Annotated in this window: 15 protein-coding genes; 10 read left to right on the top strand and 5 right to left on the bottom strand. The window is 62.4% G+C overall.

Going from position 1 to position 16,864, the window contains the following annotated elements:
• Positions 1 to 73: 73 nt before the first annotated feature.
• The 9 genes from ACX3OZ_RS02485 to ACX3OZ_RS02445 all read left to right on the top strand — a co-directional run bounded on the left by ACX3OZ_RS02485 (position 74) and on the right by ACX3OZ_RS02445 (position 9,734).
• Entirely contained in the window at positions 74 to 1,675 is a 1,602-nt protein-coding gene (locus ACX3OZ_RS02485) for a peptide chain release factor 3 (RefSeq protein WP_459095011.1), read from the top strand.
• Positions 1,672 to 2,850: a class I SAM-dependent methyltransferase gene (locus ACX3OZ_RS02480; protein WP_459103750.1), complete on the top strand. Its 1,179-nt coding sequence runs from the start codon at positions 1,672 to 1,674 to the stop codon at positions 2,848 to 2,850. The genes ACX3OZ_RS02485 and ACX3OZ_RS02480 overlap by 4 nt, the downstream gene beginning before the upstream one ends.
• 81 nt (positions 2,851 to 2,931) lie before the next feature.
• Positions 2,932 to 3,252, top strand: a complete 321-nt coding sequence (locus tag ACX3OZ_RS02475; protein WP_459095013.1) for a 2Fe-2S iron-sulfur cluster-binding protein — start codon at positions 2,932 to 2,934, stop codon at positions 3,250 to 3,252.
• 235 nt (positions 3,253 to 3,487) lie between these two features.
• Positions 3,488 to 4,882, top strand: a complete 1,395-nt coding sequence (gene cysG / locus ACX3OZ_RS02470) for a siroheme synthase CysG (RefSeq protein ID WP_459103749.1) — start codon at positions 3,488 to 3,490, stop codon at positions 4,880 to 4,882.
• Between the two features lies 1 nt (position 4,883).
• Entirely contained in the window at positions 4,884 to 5,207 is a 324-nt protein-coding gene (locus tag ACX3OZ_RS02465; protein WP_459095015.1) for a DUF2849 domain-containing protein, read from the top strand.
• The gene (locus ACX3OZ_RS02460; protein WP_459095016.1) at positions 5,194 to 6,852 is read left to right on the top strand and encodes a nitrite/sulfite reductase; all 1,659 of its coding nucleotides are present in this window, start codon (positions 5,194 to 5,196) and stop codon (positions 6,850 to 6,852) included. Before ACX3OZ_RS02465 ends, ACX3OZ_RS02460 begins: the two co-directional genes overlap by 14 nt.
• Positions 6,853 to 7,043: 191 nt before the next feature.
• Positions 7,044 to 8,312: a phosphoadenylyl-sulfate reductase gene (locus ACX3OZ_RS02455; RefSeq protein ID WP_459095017.1), complete on the top strand. Its 1,269-nt coding sequence runs from the start codon at positions 7,044 to 7,046 to the stop codon at positions 8,310 to 8,312.
• Between the two features lie 72 nt (positions 8,313 to 8,384).
• A complete protein-coding gene (locus ACX3OZ_RS02450; protein WP_459095018.1) occupies positions 8,385 to 9,410 on the top strand; it encodes an NAD(P)/FAD-dependent oxidoreductase in 1,026 nt (341 codons plus the stop codon).
• Between the two features lie 3 nt (positions 9,411 to 9,413).
• Complete coding sequence (locus tag ACX3OZ_RS02445; RefSeq protein ID WP_459095019.1) at positions 9,414 to 9,734, top strand: 2Fe-2S iron-sulfur cluster-binding protein; 321 nt, start codon at positions 9,414 to 9,416, stop codon at positions 9,732 to 9,734.
• Positions 9,735 to 9,764: 30 nt separating this feature from the next.
• Here ACX3OZ_RS02445 and ACX3OZ_RS02440 read toward each other — a convergent pair whose 3' ends face one another.
• From ACX3OZ_RS02440 to ACX3OZ_RS02420, 5 genes are all read right to left on the bottom strand, one after another.
• Positions 9,765 to 10,337 (bottom strand): NADPH-dependent FMN reductase, encoded by a 573-nt coding sequence (locus ACX3OZ_RS02440; RefSeq protein ID WP_459095020.1) that lies wholly within the window; start codon positions 10,335 to 10,337, stop codon positions 9,765 to 9,767.
• Between the two features lie 82 nt (positions 10,338 to 10,419).
• Positions 10,420 to 11,433 (bottom strand): YcjF family protein, encoded by a 1,014-nt coding sequence (locus ACX3OZ_RS02435; RefSeq protein ID WP_459103748.1) that lies wholly within the window; start codon positions 11,431 to 11,433, stop codon positions 10,420 to 10,422.
• Positions 11,430 to 12,881, bottom strand: coding sequence for a YcjX family GTP-binding protein (locus ACX3OZ_RS02430; protein WP_459095022.1), 1,452 nt, complete (start codon positions 12,879 to 12,881; stop codon positions 11,430 to 11,432). Before ACX3OZ_RS02430 ends, ACX3OZ_RS02435 begins: the two co-directional genes overlap by 4 nt.
• A 117-nt stretch (positions 12,882 to 12,998) precedes the next feature.
• A complete protein-coding gene (locus tag ACX3OZ_RS02425) occupies positions 12,999 to 13,910 on the bottom strand; it encodes a homoserine O-succinyltransferase (protein WP_459095023.1) in 912 nt (303 codons plus the stop codon).
• A gap of 68 nt (positions 13,911 to 13,978) precedes the next feature.
• On the bottom strand, positions 13,979 to 14,845 hold the full coding sequence (locus ACX3OZ_RS02420; protein ID WP_459095024.1) for an ATPase: 867 nt from the start codon (positions 14,843 to 14,845) through the stop codon (positions 13,979 to 13,981).
• Positions 14,846 to 15,107: 262 nt separating this feature from the next.
• Between ACX3OZ_RS02420 and ACX3OZ_RS02415 the strand changes: the two genes are divergently transcribed.
• Complete coding sequence (locus tag ACX3OZ_RS02415; protein WP_459095025.1) at positions 15,108 to 16,859, top strand: flagellar hook protein FlgE; 1,752 nt, start codon at positions 15,108 to 15,110, stop codon at positions 16,857 to 16,859.
• Positions 16,860 to 16,864: the final 5 nt, after the last annotated feature.

Genomic DNA, 16,864 nt, shown 5'->3' with positions numbered 1-16,864 from the left:
TCCTGGCTTCCCTTATACAGCGCGCAATATCGACGCGCCGCCTGTGTTGCGGCCTAACCGTCCAGCAGTTCCCATGACCCCATCCACTGCCGCCGAGGTCGCAGCCCGCTCGACCGCCGAGCCGTTCCGCACCCGCCGTACCTTTGCCATCATTTCGCACCCGGACGCGGGCAAGACCACGCTGACCGAACGGTTGCTCGCGGCCGCTGGTGCGATCCAGTCGGCCGGGCTGGTGCGCGGCAAATCGGGCGTGCGCGCCACGCGGTCGGACTGGATGGAGATGGAGCAGCAGCGCGGCATTTCCATCACCTCGTCGGTGATGACCTTCGACTATGACGGGCTGACGCTGAACCTGCTCGATACGCCGGGCCACTCGGACTTTTCCGAGGACACCTATCGCACGCTGACCGCTGTCGACGCGGCCATCATGGTCATCGACTCGGCCAAGGGCATCGAGGCGCAGACGCTCAAGCTGTTTGAAGTCTGCCGTCTGCGCGACATCCCGATCATCACCTTCATCAACAAGATCGACCGCGAGGGCCTGAGCCCGCTCGACCTGATCGATGAAATCCAGAGCAAGCTGGCGCTCGATCTGACGCCGGTGCTGTGGCCGATCGGGCAGGGCGTCGATTTCCGGGGTTATCTCGACCTGCTGGAAAAGCGCGTGCTCAGCCCGCAGGGCAAGATCATCGCCGAATATGACGCGCTGGAAGACCTGCTCGACAATGAAGCGCTGGTCGACGATCCGATATTCATGATTGCGCTGGAGACGCTGGAGATGGCGCGCGCCATGCTGCCGGTGTTCGATCTCAAGACTTTTCATGCCGGCCATCTCAGCCCGGTGCTGTTCGGTTCGGCGCTCAAGGGCATTTCCGTGGCTGAGCTGCTGCGCACGCTGGGCGAGTGGGGCCCCGAGCCGCGCCCGCAACCGGCGATTCCGGCGCCGATCGATCCATCGGACAAGAAGGTCACCGGCTTCGTGTTCAAGGTGCAGGCGAATATGGACGCCAACCACCGCGACCGCATCGCCTTTGTGCGGCTGTGCTCGGGGACGTTTGTCCGTGGCATGCGGCTCAAGAATGTGCGTTCGGGCAAGGATATGGCCGTCTCCAACCCGATGTTCTTTTTCGGGCATGATCGCGAACTGGCCGATTCCGCGGTCGCCGGCGATATTGTCGGCATTCCCAATCACGGCACGCTGTCGGTTGGCGATACGCTGACCGAAGGCGCGACGATCAATGTGACGGGCATTCCCAATTTCGCGCCGGAAATCATCCGCCGCGTCCGTCTGACTGATCACATGAAGACCAAGCAGATGGCCAAGGCGCTGTCCGACCTCTCCGAGGAGGGCGTGACCCAGGTGTTCCGCCGCATGGTTGGCGCCGACTGGATCGTCGGCGTGGTGGGTCAACTGCAGCTCGAAGTGCTCAGCTCGCGCGTCGGCAAGGAATATGGCGTGCCGATCACCTTCGAGAGCCTCAATTATGAGGTGGCCCGCTGGATCGAAAGTGACGAGCCGGCCGAACTCAACCGCTTCATCACCGCGCAGAAAATGAACATCGCCGAGGACCGCACCGGCGCGCCGGTATTTCTGGCGCAGAACGCCTGGTGGGCCGACCGCGCTAAGCAGGATTTCCCGAAAATCCGCTTCCTCACCACCAAGGAACGACATTGAGCGCCCCCGATCGCGTCGAAGAGCTGTTGAATGCGGTCAAGGCCGCCTTCATGGATGGGTCGCTGATCCGGATGAAGCTGGGCGGCTATCACGGCGACGAGCCGGAGCTGAAGTCGGTCGAGATCAAGAAGATCAGTGTGAAGGGGGGCGACAAATTCTCCTTCACCTATCGCTACAAGACACGCGACATCATCAAGAATTTCATCCAGCCCGAAGCGCTGGCTTTGCTGCGCAGCGGGCTCAGGCAAGAATTCCGCAGCGCCCAGCTGGCGACCACCGAGTTCGATCTGAGCTTTGAGCGCAATGGCGACAAGATTCGCCTCAAGCGCACTCAAGTGAGCGGCCGCGAAGCGCCTGCCGCCGGGCATGATCGTGCCAAGAACCGCCCGCTGACCGTCACCGACAAGCCGTATCTGCATGCGCTGGGCATCACCGGCAAGGATGGCGCGGTGCGCAATGATGCGCAGGACAAGTTCCGTCAAATCAACAAGATGGTCGAAATCTTCGCGCCACTGATTCAGGTGCTTAAAGCAGAGAATCCGCGCATTATCGATATGGGCGCCGGCAAGGGCTATCTCGATTTCGCGCTGTATGACTATCTGGCCAATGTCGCCAACCGCTCCGCCGAGATCATTGGCGTCGAGCTGCGCGAGAAGCTGGTGGAAGATGGCAACGCCACCGCCGCTGCCTCCGGTTTTAGCGGGCTGAGCTTCGTCTCTGGCTCCATTCTTGATTCTGACGCCAGCGGCGCCGACGCCGTCATCGCGCTGCATGCGTGTGACACGGCCACCGACGACGCCATCTTCAAGGGCATTGCCGCCGGTGCGGCTTTGATCGCGGTGGCGCCCTGCTGCCACAAGCAGATCCGCCGCCAGATGGAAGCGGGCAAGCCCGAAGACAAGCTTGCGGTGCTGTTGCGCCACGGCATCTTCATGGAGCGGCAGGCCGAGATGGTCACCGATACGCTGCGGGCGCTGCTGCTCGAGCTGAGCGGCTATCGCACCAAGATTTTCGAGTTCGTCTCCGACGCGCATACGCCCAAGAACAATCTGATCGTCGCCGAAAAGGATGGCCGCTTCGGCCGTGACCGTGACGCGGTGCTCAAGCAGATCGCCGAGACCAAGGCGATGTTCGGCATTGAGCGGCATTATCTGGAGGGGCTGCTGGGGTTGTGAACGCGGTGCGTGTTGTCGCACGGTGGTTCCAAACCGCTGCCCCATCCCCTATATCGGTTACGAACAGCAAGCCCGAGACCCATGACCAAGATTACATTCGTCCAAGCGGACGGCGAACGCATCGAAACCGAGGGTGAAAACGGCGCCACGGTGATGGAGACCGCTATTATGAATGGCGTGCCCGGCATCGTCGCCGAATGCGGCGGCGCCTGCACCTGCGCCACCTGCCATGTCTATGTCGATGACGCCTGGACCGAAACGGTCGGCGGCCCCTCGATGATGGAAGAAGACATGCTCGATTTCGCCTTCGACGTGAAAACGAGTAGCCGGCTGAGCTGCCAGATCAAGGTTAAGGACGAGCTCGAAGGGCTTGTCGTCCACGTGCCGAGCCGTCAGGGCTAGGCCCACCAACCACGCCACCTGGGGGCGGATGGATCGCGCGCAGCGCCCCTTCGAGCGAAGCAAAATTTGCTTGGGCGCTCCCCGCCACAGATTCATTTAGCGGCGTTTGCCCATTCCCATCAGTGGCGTTCCACGCGCGACGGCGGAAGGGAAATAAAAAAGCTATTGAATTTCAACACCTTGCTGCAAGTGACCGGTTTGGATTATTTTCCTGCCTAGTCAGGCAAGGGTTCCAATGGGTCACCTCAACACATTTCCGTTGAGCTACAAGGTACAGGGTCAGCGCATCGCCATCATCGGCGGTAACGACGAAGCCCTCAACAAAGCCCGCCTGGTAACTAAGACGACCGCGCAGGTCGTGATTATCTCCCCTCAGTTTGAAGCCGATTTCAGCGGGTTTGATATCGAGTTGGTCGAGCGCGGTTTCGTGCCGTCCGATCTCGATGGCGTGGCGCTGGTCTTTGTCGCCGCCACCGGGCCGGATGCCGAACTGGCCAAAGCCACTGCGCGGGCCAGAAACATTCCCCTCAATGTGGTCGATGTGCCGGGTGAATGCGATTTCTATACCCCCTCCATTGTCGACCGCGCGCCGCTGACCGTGGCCATCTCCACCGAGGGCGATGCGCCGGTGCTGGCGCGGCTGGTGCGGGCGCGCATCGAGGCCATGCTGTCGCCGTGCCTCGGTAAAATTGCGAGTCTGGCCGGGCGGTTACGGCATTCCGCCGAACGCCTGATTGACGACAACGCCGCCCGCCGACGCTTCTATGAGGCGCTGGTCACCTCGCCGGCGATTGAAGTTGCCGAGCTTGCGGGGCAGGGGCAGGCTGCCGGCGAAGCGCTGCTGGCCAGCCATGCGCAAGGCAATAGCGCCGGCATGGTCTGGCTGATCGGGGCCGGTCCCGGCTCGGAAGATTTGCTCACCCTGCGCGCCCAGCGGCTGCTGCAGGAGGCCGATGTGATCGTGCATGATCAGCTGGTGCCCGGCGTGGTGGTCGATATGGGCCGCCGCGATGCCGAGCGTATCGATGTCGGCAAGGCCAAGGGCCATCACAGTTTTTCGCAGGCGCAGATCAACAATCTGCTGGTGCGGCTGGCCTTGCAGGGCAAGCGCGTGGCGCGGCTCAAATCGGGCGATCCGATGATCTTTGGCCGGGCCGGCGAAGAAATCGCCGCCTTGCGCCAGGCCAATATCGCCTTCCAGATCGTCCCCGGCATCAGTGCCGCATTGGCCGCCGCTGCCGATACGGCAACCCCGGTGACGCTGCGCAAAGTATCGAGCGGCTTTGTCATGGCCACGGCGCATGGCGCCGACGATAGCGACCTCACCCATTGGGCGGCGCTAGCCCGCTCGGGGCTGACGCTGGCGCTCTATATGGGCAAGTCCATCGCCAACGACGTCGCGGCACGTCTGATTGCCAATGGTGCGGCGGCGAGCCTGCCGGTGGGCGTCGTGGTCAATGCCGGCCGGGCCGACAAATCCACCTATGCCGGCACGCTGGCCAGCCTCGCCTCGGGCGAGTTGGCCTTCAGTGACGGCCCGGCGATCATCTTTGTCGGTGAAGCCGTGGCGGCAGGCGATTGGGCCGCTGCCACCCCCTTTGCCCTTCCCAGTAAATCCGAGGCCGCGTGACATGGAAATTCTGACGGGCAACGAACTGACCTCCGGCGCCACGGTTTATCTGAGCGAAACCGGACTATGGGCGGTCGATCTGCAGGCAGCGCGGCTGTTTTCCAAGGACGAGACGGAAGAGCGTGATGCGGCACTGGCAGCGAGCAAGGCGACTGGCCGCATCGTGAGTCTGGAAATCGAAGATGTGACCGTGGAGGCCGGAGCCATCGTGCCTAAGCGCCTGCGCGAACGGATCAGGGCCGCGGGACCCACCGCGCCCTATAGTTTGAACGGCGCAAGCCACAACCGCCAGCATCTGGATGAGGACGGTTATGTATCGATATGACGAATTCGACTCGGCTTTCGTGGCCGGGCGCACCGCGCAATTTGCCGATCAAGTGAAGCGTCGCCTGTCGGGCGAAATGAGCGAAGAGCAGTTCCGGCCGCTGCGGCTGATGAACGGGCTCTATCTGCAATTGCATGCCTATATGCTGCGCATCGCCGTGCCCTATGGCACGCTGTCCTCGCGGCAGATGCGCAAATTTGCCCATATCGCCCGCACCTATGATCGCAGCTACGGCCACTTCACTACGCGGCAGAATATCCAGTTCAACTGGCCCAAGCTGCGTGATGTGCCGAAGATCCTTGAGGAGCTGGCGAGCGTAGAAATGCACGCCATCCAGACCTCGGGCAATTGCATTCGCAACGTCACCGCTGATCATTTCGCCGGCGCCGCTGCCGATGAAATCATCGATCCGCGGCCCATCGCCGAAATCCTGCGGCAATGGTCGAGCCTGCATCCCGAATTTTCCTATCTGCCGCGCAAGTTCAAGATTGCCATCACCGGCGCGACCAGCGATCGCGCCGCCATCCGCTTCCACGATATCGGCTTGCAGGCCGCCACCAATGGGGCCGGCGAGATCGGCTGGGAAGTATGGGTTGGCGGCGGGTTGGGGCGCACGCCGATGATCGGCAAGCTGATCAACAGCTATGTGCCCAACGAAAATCTGCTGGCCTATCTCGAAGCGATCATGCGCGTTTACAACCGCTATGGACGCCGCGACAACAAGTTCAAGGCGCGCATCAAGATCCTGGTGCATGAGGAAGGGCTCGAGACCATCAAGGGGCAGGTCGAAGCCGAATTCGCTGAATTGCGCGGCGGCGTGCTGACGCTGCCCGCAGACGAAGTCGACCGCATCACCACCTATTTCGCGCCGCCGCCGCTCAAGCCGCAGAGTGTCACCAAGATCGAGGTGGCTTACCAGTCGATCATCGACCCGGCCTATGGCCGTTGGCTCGACCGCAACATCAATGCCCACCGCGAACCGGGCTATGCCTCGGTGACGATTTCGCTGAAGCCGGTGGGCGGCGCACCGGGCGATGCCACCGACAAGCAGATGGATGACATCGCCGATATCGCCGAGGCCTATGCCTACGGCGAGCTGCGCGTCACTCATGAGCAAAATCTGGTGCTGCCGCATGTGGCGCTCGCCGATCTGCGCGCCGTGTTTGATGCACTGGTCGCAACCGGCTTTGCCGATGGCAATGCCGGGCTGATCACCGACATGATCTGCTGCCCCGGGCTCGATTTCTGCGCCCTGGCCAATGCCCGCTCGATCCCCATCGCGCAGGACATCGCCCGCCAGTTCGCGTCGCCCGAGCGGCAGGCCGAAATCGGCGAGCTCAAGATCAAGATTTCCGGCTGCATCAATGCCTGCGGGCATCATCACGTCGGCCATATCGGGATTTTGGGCGTCGAGAAAAAGGGCGGCGAGCTGTACCAGATCACCCTGGGCGGCGACGCCACCGAGCAGGCTGCCGTGGGCAAGATCATCGGCCCCGGCTTTGAAGCCGAGCAGGTGCCGGCGGCGATCGAAACTTTGGTGGACACCTATATCGCCAACCGCCGTGGGCCAGAGGAAACCTTCATCGCCGCGTATCGCCGGTTGGGTGAAGCTCCGTTCAAGCAGGCGCTTTATGGCAATGCTTGAGGTTTCTCTCTTCCCTTCTCCCCTTGAGGGAGAAGCTGCCCCGAAGGGGCGGATGAGGGGTTTTGCGGCCGCCGCGACGTTGAAGCATGGGGGAGCGCAGCACCCCTCACCCTGCTGCTCCGCTGAACGCGGATCAGCAGTCCCTCTCCCTCAGGGGGCGAGGGGAAGTCCGGTGTTCTTGGAGACTATTCATGGCCTTGCCTAACCCCGCCCACGCCCCCTCGCATGACAAGCTGCGTGCTCTTGGCATTGTGGCGCTCAATGGCATGTTTGACGAAATGGATGCGGTGGGGGTGCTGCGCTATGCCACCAGCGAGGTGCTGCCGGGCGATCTGGCGATTGTCTCGTCCTTCGGCGCGGATTCAGCCGTGCTGCTGCATCTGGTGGCGCAGGTCGATCCGTCGATGCCGGTGTATTTCCTCGAAACCGGCAAGCATTTTGCCGAGACGCTGGCCTATGTGGAAACGCTCAAGCAGCATCTCGGCCTGATCAATGTCCACGCCATCCATCCCAGCCCCGCCGATGTGGCGCGCTTCGATCCCAAGGGCGACCTCTGGGAGACTGACCCCGATTCTTGCTGCCATATTCGCAAGACCGAGCCGCTGGAGCCGATCACCGAGCAGTATGGTGGCTGGGTCACGGGCCGGAAGCGCTTCCAGACCAAGGAGCGCGGCGTGCTGCCGCATTTCGAGCTGACCACCGACGAGCGCATCAAGGTCAATCCGCTGGCCTATTTCAATGATGCCGATGTCAATCAGTACAAGATCGAGCACGGTCTGCCCGAGCATCCGTTGTTCGCCAAGGGCTACAAGTCGATTGGCTGCGCGCCCTGCACCTCGGTGGTGGCCGAGGGCGAAGACCCGCGCGCTGGACGGTGGCGCGGCCTCAACAAGAAGGAATGCGGCATCCATTACGATTTCAGCGGCGCTATCGCCTCGCCGATGCAGGCAGCCCGGCATAATTTGTGGAAGGATGGCGGCTTCATCGCCGATCCGTTCCATGACTGGACCGAGGACAGCGATGCGGCCACGGCCAGCTATCTGCATGTGCCGCTGGCGGTGTTCCTGACCAATCGCGCCGCGTTTCTTGCCAACCCGCATCCGCTCGGGCTGCTGGTGTCACCGGGCGACCCCGTCGAGAGTGTCGAGCAGGACCTGGGACGCTTTGCCTCAGTGGCGATCAAATTTCCTGCATTCACCGATGGGCGCGGCTATTCCACCGCCCGTTTGTTGCGTGAACGCTACCAATACGGTAATGAAATCAGGGCCGTTGGCGACGTTTTGCAGGATCAGATTCCGCTGATGCGCCGCTGCGGCATCACCGCATTCGTGGTCACTCACGAGCCGACGCGGCAGGCCCTGATCGAAAACCGGCTGCCTGAGGTGGCGATTTTCTACCAGCCGGCCGGCACCACGGAAATTCCGCTCGGGACGCGCCCCTTCCTTCGTCGCGTCTCCTGAGGTAAGTGGAACGCGTTTATCAACTATTCACGGCGGCATTTGTCATGCGCGCCGGGACACATTGAGATTGTTATGAGCACTGAAATTACCACCGATGTCGTTGTGATCGGCGCGGGCCCCTGCGGGCTGTTCGCGGCCTTCGAACTCGGGCTGCTCGATCTCAAATGCCATTTCATCGACATTCTGGACCGCCCCGGCGGGCAGTGCGCCGAGCTGTATCCCGAGAAGCCGATCTACGATATCCCCGGCTTCCCTGTGATCACCGGCCAGCATCTGACCGACAATCTGATGGCCCAGATTGCGCCGTTTGCGCCCGAATTTCATTTCAACCGGATGGTCAATTCGATCCAGAAGCTGGACGACGGCTCGTTCAAGCTGGAAACCGACGCCGACGAGATTTTCTACGCCAAGGTCGTGGTGATCGCGGCTGGCGGTGGCTCGTTCCAGCCCAAGCGCCCGCCGGTTGATGGCATCGAAGCCTTTGAAAACAAGTCGGTTTTCTATTCGGTCCGCAAGATGGACGACTTCAAGGGCCAGGACGTGGTGATCGTCGGCGGCGGCGACTCGGCGCTCGACTGGACGCTGAATTTGCAGCCCATCGTTCGCTCGCTGACCCTGGTGCACCGTCGCGCCGTGTTCAAGGCGGCCCCGGCCTCGGTCAACAAGATGCAGGAGTTGGTGGGCGAGGGGAAAGTCAATTTCCTCACCGGCCAGATTGCCCGCCTTGATGGCGCGGACGGCCAGATCGATCACGTCCATCTGGCCACCGATGCCGGTGATGTGGCCTTGCCGGCGACGCGGCTGCTGCCGTTTTTCGGCCTGACCATGAAGCTGGGTCCGGTCGCCGATTGGGGCCTTGAGCTGAACGACAACACCATCGTCGTCGATACCGAGAAGTTCCAGACCTCGGTGCCGGGAATTTTTGCCATCGGCGATATCAATTCATACCCGGGCAAGCTCAAACTGATCCTCTCCGGTTTCCACGAAGCCGCGCTGATGGCACAGGCCGCCAAGGCGATTGTGTCGCCGGGCGAGCGGGTGATTTTCCAATACACCACCAGCTCCACCAAGCTGCAGAAGAAGCTGGGTGTCGCCTGAACCATGAAAATTCTGGTCACCGATCAAACCGGTGAAAATCACGAGCTCGAAGGGCTCGAAGGCTGGCGCGTGATGGAGGTCATCCGTGACTGGGGCCTCAACATCAAGGCCGAATGCGGCGGCGCGCTGAGCTGCGCCACCTGCCATGTCTATGTCGATCAGGACTGGCTCGACGTGGTCGGCCTGCCCAGCGACGAGGAAGAGGACATGCTCGACAGCGTCGGCGATGTCCGGGCCAATTCGCGCCTCTGTTGCCAGATATTGATGAGCGACGCGCTGGACGGGCTCAAGGTGACATTGGCCCCAAGCGCCGCCAAGGAATGACAAAAAAGCCGGGCAATGCCCGGCTTTTTCTTATTCGGCAGCGAGTTTGACGGCGTGATCGCCGTGGCGCTCGACGAAGGCGGCAAACTTCTGCACGAAGCCGAGCAGCAGGGCCTTGGTCTCGGGGCTGGTGATGTTGAACTCCGCGTCGATCAGCTCGGGCGACGATTTCAGGAAAATCTCCGGCTGGCCCATCAGCACCATGTCAAGATGCGGCAGGATCACGCGCAATTGGGTCTGGGCTACGGCGGTGCCGATGGCGCCGCCCGAGGTGCCGGTGACGGCCACGGGCTTGCCGCCCCAGGAGCTTTTGCCCCATGGGCGCGAACCCCATTCCAGTGCGGTCTTGATGACGGCCGAGAAGGAGCGGTTATATTCCGGCGTCACGATCAGCACGCCATCGGCGGCTTCGATCTTGCGCTTGAGGTCCAGCACCGCGGCAGGCGGATTGGCCCACAGATCATTGTTGTAGTGCGGCAAGGCGCTGAGATCGACAAAGTCGAACTCCAGCAGCGGAGAGGCCAGCTTGGCCAACGCCTTGGCGTATTTCAGGTTGATCGAGGACGCGGACAGGCTGCCGATGAGCACGGCAATGGTAGTCATGGACAAACTCTAACTGTTGGGAGACGCGCCGAAGCTATCGGCGAGGCGGAGGCCAGGCTCAACGCGGCAGATTGCAGCACGTTCAGGCTTTGCCCGCGTCGCCGGCCAGTTTGGTCAGCTCGGGAATATAGTCGCGCACGGTGGGTTGGGTCTGGGTCTCAAAGGGCAGGGGGCGCACCACCCGCATGGCGGCGATGCCGACGCGCACAGTCATCAGCCCATTGACCACGCCTTCGCCCAGCCGGGCGGAGAGCTTGGCTGCCAGACCCTGGCCGACCAATTGCTCCACCACCCCGTCGGTGAGCACCAGGCCGCCGGTGACGGCTAAATGGGTCAGGATGGCGCCGGTAAGCCTCCACGAGCCAAAAAAGCCTGGGCGGGCTCCGTAGAGCCGTGCAATGGCCCCCGAGAGGCGAAAGCTCTCATAGATGACGAAGGCAATGTCGACCAAGGCGCGCGGCGACACGGCGGTGACCAGTGCCACGCGGCGGGCGGAAGAGGCGGTGAGGGCCTTGGCCTTGGCGTCGAGCGGGGCCATCAGGCTGCGTTCGGCGAGGGCGACGATTTCGTGGCCGTCGAACAGATGCGGCAGGTTCTGTTTGACGTGTTCGCGGGCTCGCGCCAGATCGGGGCGGCTGGCGTAGATGTCCTCCAACTGCTCGGCGACCTTGTGGGCAAGCTTCTGATCATTGTCGGCGGTGGCTGTGGCGGCTTGCCGGCGCAGCGCATCGAGCACGCGCAGCCGGCGCAACGACAGCATTTCGCGCCCGGCCAGCACGATGAGCGCCAGCACCAGCAGCGCCAGGACCACCAGCCCGGCCCAGCCCAGAATTTCATAGCGAGCGAACAGATCGCGGATCAGTCGGTCGGCGGCCAGGGCGAGGCCGGCCGACACCAGAATGCTCGCCGTGGTCCAGGTCAGCTTGCCGACCCAGCCGAGGCGGCGCGGTGGCGGGGCGATCAGGTCATCATCTTGCGTGGCGTCAAAACTAGGTTCGGCGATTTGCACCGCCGAGGGCTCAAAGGCGCGGGGCGCGCGGACCGCTATGGTTTCGTCGGTCACGGTGGCGGTGGGGCGAGCGACGGGCTGTTTCATGCGAGCCAGTCTCCCACAAGATAGTCGAGCGCCCGGTCGAAGCGGATATGGGGCAGGATGATGTCGCCATTGGCGTTGCGGTCGAGCTGTTGCGGCGGGGTGAAGCGCAAGAAGTTCAGCGCGACCGGTGTGCCGTCCTCGAACAATGAATCCGGTCGTGCCGGCAAGTCTCCGGGAAACAAGGCGATTTCGGTTTTGCCGTCATAGGTGGTGTTGCCCAGCATCTCGCCTGCCATCGGCGTGCCGATAATGGTGGGCAGGGTTTCGCCGCTTTCGGTGATGCTGCCTTCACGCGTCGCGCGAATGCCGGCCAGCGCCATGGATTTGGCCTCGGCCCCGGCGAAGCGCGCGCGCTTGCCGGCATTGGCGACGAGGCGATTGAGAATGGCCTCGAGCCGGTCGTGGCTGGTGTGATGGACGTGGTCGGCCTTGGTGGCGGCAAACAGGATGCGATCAATTTTGCGCACGAAGGGGCGTAGCAGCGGATTGGTTTCGCCCTGGCGGAAACAGCCGAGCACGGCGGTCAGCGCGGTTTCCAGATCGGCTACGGCGGTGGGGCCGGCATTGAGGGCGCGCAGCGTATCGACCAGCACGATCTGGCGGTCGAGGCGGGCGAAATGATCACGGAAGAAGGGCCGCACGATGCGATCCTTATAGGCCTCGTAGCGGTGCTCCAGCATGGCGTAGAGGCTGTCATTGCGGACGCGCTGGCTCGGTGGCGGCAGCGGCGCAAAGGTGAGGGCGGGCGAGCCTTCCAGGTCGCCGGGCAGCAGGAACCGCCCTGGGGGCAGGGTGGACAGCGCGCCATGTTCGCGGCTGCGGCGCAGATAGTCGGTGAAGGCGGTGGCCAGCCGCTCGGCGTCGGGGTCATTGGCGGGCTTGAGCGGGTCGATGCCGGCAAGTTCTTCGAGAAAGGGCGTGGCTTCCTTGCCCGAGCCGGGACGGTGCGCCCGCTCCAGCGCCTCGGTGCTCCACTCGGCAAAGGACAGGCCGAGCAGCGGCAGGTCGAGCAGCCACTCACCGGGATAGTCGACGATATCGAGGTTCAGCGTCGAGGGGCCACTCAGGCCGGAATACCAGCGTTTCGACTGATATTTCAGCACCACCCGCAGCTGAGAGATGCGCCGCGTACTTTCGGGCCAGACCGGGGTCTTTCCGGTCAGCGCGTCGAGATGCTGCTCATAGGCAAAGCGGGGAATGGTGGCGTCGGGATATTCGGCCAGTTTGGCGCCAATAAAGCGGCCCTCGGCCATCGGCGTGAAGCCGGGCAGGCGGCCGCCGGTCAACAGATTGTGCACCAGCGCGGTGATGAAAATGGTTTTGCCGGCACGGCTGAGGCCGGTGACGCCCAGCCGCAGCGTCGGCGTGAACGCGCCGGTGGCGGTGTCGGCCAGATTGGAGAGGGCGATGCCCAATTCGTCGACAATGGTCGTAGGAAGCTGGGGCACGCGCGGGTCTCTCGATCAGACCGGAAGATAGGGATTTGTGGCGCGTGTTCAAGCGGGTAGGCGGCTAGCGCCCTCTGTGTCATCCCAGCTCAAGGCTGGGATGACAGGGTGGGAAGCCTACTGGCCGATCTTGTTCCGGTCGTAGGGCGTGGTCTGGTAGATTTCGTTGATCCAGTTCTGGAACAGCAGATGAGCGTGGCTGCGCCAGCGGTTCTCTGGTGTCTTGCTGGTGTCGCCATCGGGATAGACGTTTGCCGGGGCCGGAATGTCCAGCCCGGCATTGACGTCGCGCTCATATTCGTCGGCCAGCGAACGGTTGTCATATTCGAGGTGATTGAGGAAATGCACCGCCCGGTGCTTCTGGTCACCCAGCATCGAGACGCCGATCTCCGAATTGTCGATCAGCACTTCGAGTTCGGGGCCCAGCGTCGTCCGGTCGATGTCGTTATAGCGCGACACCGGGATCATCGGGCTGTCCGAAAAACCGCGCAGGAAGGGCGAGCGTGGGTTGATCACCTGGTGGCGGAACACGCCGAAAGCCTTCTCGTCCATGCGGTAGCGCTTGGCGCTGTGGAAATGATGCAATGCCGCCTGGGCGCCCCAGCAGATGAACATGGTGTGGTGCACATTGGTCTGTGTCCAATCCATGATTTCGAGCATTTCGGGCCAGTAGCGGACTTCCTCGAAGGGCATGTTGGCGATCGGAGCACCGGTGACGATGAAGCCGTCGAACTTCTGCTCCCGCACCTCTTCCCAGGTCTTGTAGAAGGTATTGAGATAGTCCTCGGAGGTGTGCTTGGACTGGTGCTCGGTGATGCGCACCAGCGTCAGGTCGACCTGCAGCGGGGTCGAGCCGATCAGGCGGGTGAACTGGGTCTCGGTCCGCTCCTTGTTGGGCATCAGATTGAGCAGGCCGATTTCGAGCGGGCGGATATCCTGCCGCGCGGCGCGGGTGGAATCCATCACATAGACGCCCTCGTCTTCGAGGGTCTTGCGGGCGGGCAGGTTGTCGGGAATTCTGATAGGCATATCAGCCTCTTGAGCAGGTTTGATCGAATTGCGATGCAGACAATGCGCGTCTCCCCGTGGGAAACGCGCTATCGCATTCGCTGCTCGATCGCGGCGGCCATGAGATCGATGAATTCGTCGCCGTCGCGCACCATGGCGAGGTCGGAGGCCTCCACCACATAGCCGAAATTATCGGCCAATTGCTGATAGCGCGGCAGGCGGTCATGCAGCAGGGCTTCAAAGCCCCAGGCGCCGAAGCCGAGCGGATCGACGTCGCAATCCTCGATGATGCCGTTGATCAGCTTGTACTCGGCCCATTTCTCCACGAGGAAGGGCGGGCGGTAATACATCGGTTTGGGCGACTGGCGGAAGCGGCGCACCAGCTCGGCGGTGTCCTTCGCCGTGCCGCGAATATAGAGCAGCATGGTCGAGGCCGCGAGCGTCTTGATCACCGGGTCTTCGGGATCGGTGGGGTCGGCAACCTCGATCAGCGAGCCGCCAGTGTCGGCGATGAAGTCCTCATAGCCATAGAGCGCCTTGGCGCGCTCGATGAAGTGCGGCACATCGTGCAGGGCTGCGACTTCGGCGATGCGATGCTGCTCCTGGCGGCGCTGATATTCGGCCAGCGGCAACCCGCCCTTGTCGGGATTGCCCGGCGTGCCGAGATAGGTCGAGAGCGGATCGAGATTGTCGAAGGTCAGGTTGGACGAGATGTAGATCGAGTCCGAGCGCAGCAGCTCGGCCAGGAACGGCACCTTCATCGCCTCGCGCTTGAAATTGTCGACGATGTACTCGCCCATATAGCGCGTGCCGATGCGGTAATCGGCCGAGTAGTGGAACCAGTTGCTGGCGCGCAGCATGGCGCTGAGCCGGGTCTTGCCGACGCCGGCCATGCCGAACACCGTCACCGCCCGGCGCGGGGATTTCACAAACTCATCGGCGCTCGAAAACAACATCGCTGCTCACCACGTCGTGCCCACGCAAGCGGGAATGACGCCGCGGGAAAACTCCACCTGCGTTTACTGCAAGCGCTCTGCCTTCACAAGCGGGCGGCAATTTCTGCCGGTGACAAGGACGCTTCTGCCGAGATGTCGCCACATTCGGCCTCGGTAAAAGCAGAAAGCCCAGCAAAATCAATGCCAGGACGAGTTGGCATCATGCTTGCATCGTTCCTGTCGAATGCGTCTGACGGCGCGAATTGGGTTTACGGAGTTTCTCATGGGCATTTATGGCGCTCTTTCCAGTGCAGTGACCGGTCTTCGGGCCCAGGCGCACGCGCTGGAAAACATTTCGGGCAATATCGCGAACTCGCAGACCACCGGCTATAAGCGCATCGAGACCGATTTTCTCGATCTGATCGCCGATGCGCCGATTTCGCGCCAGGTGCCCGGCGCCGTGCTGGCCCAGTCGCGTGGCACCAATGATATTGGTGGCGACATCAAGACGGTGTCGAACGAGACCTTCATCGCGCTGAACTCCAACGGCTTCTTCGTCGTCGAGCCCAAGATCGGCCAGACGGACGGCAAGGCGGTGTTTGCCGATACCAACTTCTTCACCCGCCGTGGCGATTTCGAAATCGACAAGGACGGCATGCTGGTCAACGGCGCCGGCTACTATCTCAAGGGTCTGCCGATCGATACCCGGACCGGCAATATTTCGGGCTCGGTGCCCGAGGTGATCAAGCTATCCAACAGCTTCCTGGCTGCGCAGCAGTCCAACCGCATCAACTATCAGGCCAACCTGCCGCAGCTGCCCAAGACCACCGGCTATGACAAGGCCACCTTCAATAGCGAGCTGATGCAGCCACACAATTATCCCGGATCGGTGTGGGCGCCGGCGAGTGTCACCGGTACGGTGCCTATGCCTGACGGCACGGTGCCGGCCGCTTCGTTTTTTGTGCCGGGCGAAACCGTCACGCTCAAGATTAACGGCACAAGCACGGTCTTCGAGTTCAATACGACGGTCCCTTATACCGGCACCAACCAGCCGGTGGATGTCTCGGGCGACCTGAATTCGGCAGTGACCAATCTTGAAGCTGCCATTCGCGCAAATGGCGGTCCCTCGGCTGCTTCGGCAACGGTTGATATTGCCAGTGGTGCGCTGAAAATCACGCTGGGTAAAGACAGCTACGCCGACCTCTCGATTGAGAGTGCCCACGCCGCTTCGGGGTTGACTGCTGGCGCGGCGGTGACCGGCCCGAGCCGGCTGAGCATCGATAGCATTGCTGAAGACAAGAACACCCAGTTCCTGGCTAACTCGATCTCTGGCGGCGCCGTGACCGTCTATGCCGAGAACGGCGCCCCGGCCAACGTTCAACTGCGCTGGGCCAAGGTGTCGAGTTCGCAGGCCGGGGGGACGGACACCTGGAACCTCTATTACATGTCCGATAGCCGGGCGACCGGCAGCGCGGAGATGTGGAAGCGCGTTCCGAATGACTTCACCTTCGGCCCGGATGGCTCGCTAAAATCGCCAACAGAACCCTCGGTGCCGTTGACCAATCTCTCCATCAACGGCGTGGCCGTGGGCACTGTCGAGTTCCGCTTCGAAACCAACGGCCTCAGCCAGTTTGCTGACGTCAACGGCACCGCCAACGTGTCCACGCTCAACCAGAACGGCTATGGCGCCGGCGAGTTCGTGTCGGTGGCCATCAACGACAATGGCCGCGTCACCGCGACCTATTCCAATGGCGAGCGCATCGATATGGCACAGGTGGTGACGGCGGAGTTCAACGCCATCAACAAACTGAAGCGTCTGGACGGCGGCGTGTTCTCTTCCACCTCGGAATCGGGCGAGGCCATTCTTGATCTCTCCGGCTCGGGCATTATCGGGGGCGCGCTCGAAGCCTCCAACACCGATATTTCGGACGAATTCACCAAGCTGATCGTGACGCAGCAGGCCTATGCGGCCGGCACCCGCATCGTCAGCACCGCCGACGAGATGCTGCAGGAAGCGCTCAACATGGTCCGCTGAGGCGG

It is taken from the genome of Devosia sp. A369, assembly GCF_054489345.1.
The sequence above is the reverse complement of the archived record's forward strand: the minus strand, read 5'-3'. Positions and strand labels throughout refer to the sequence as shown.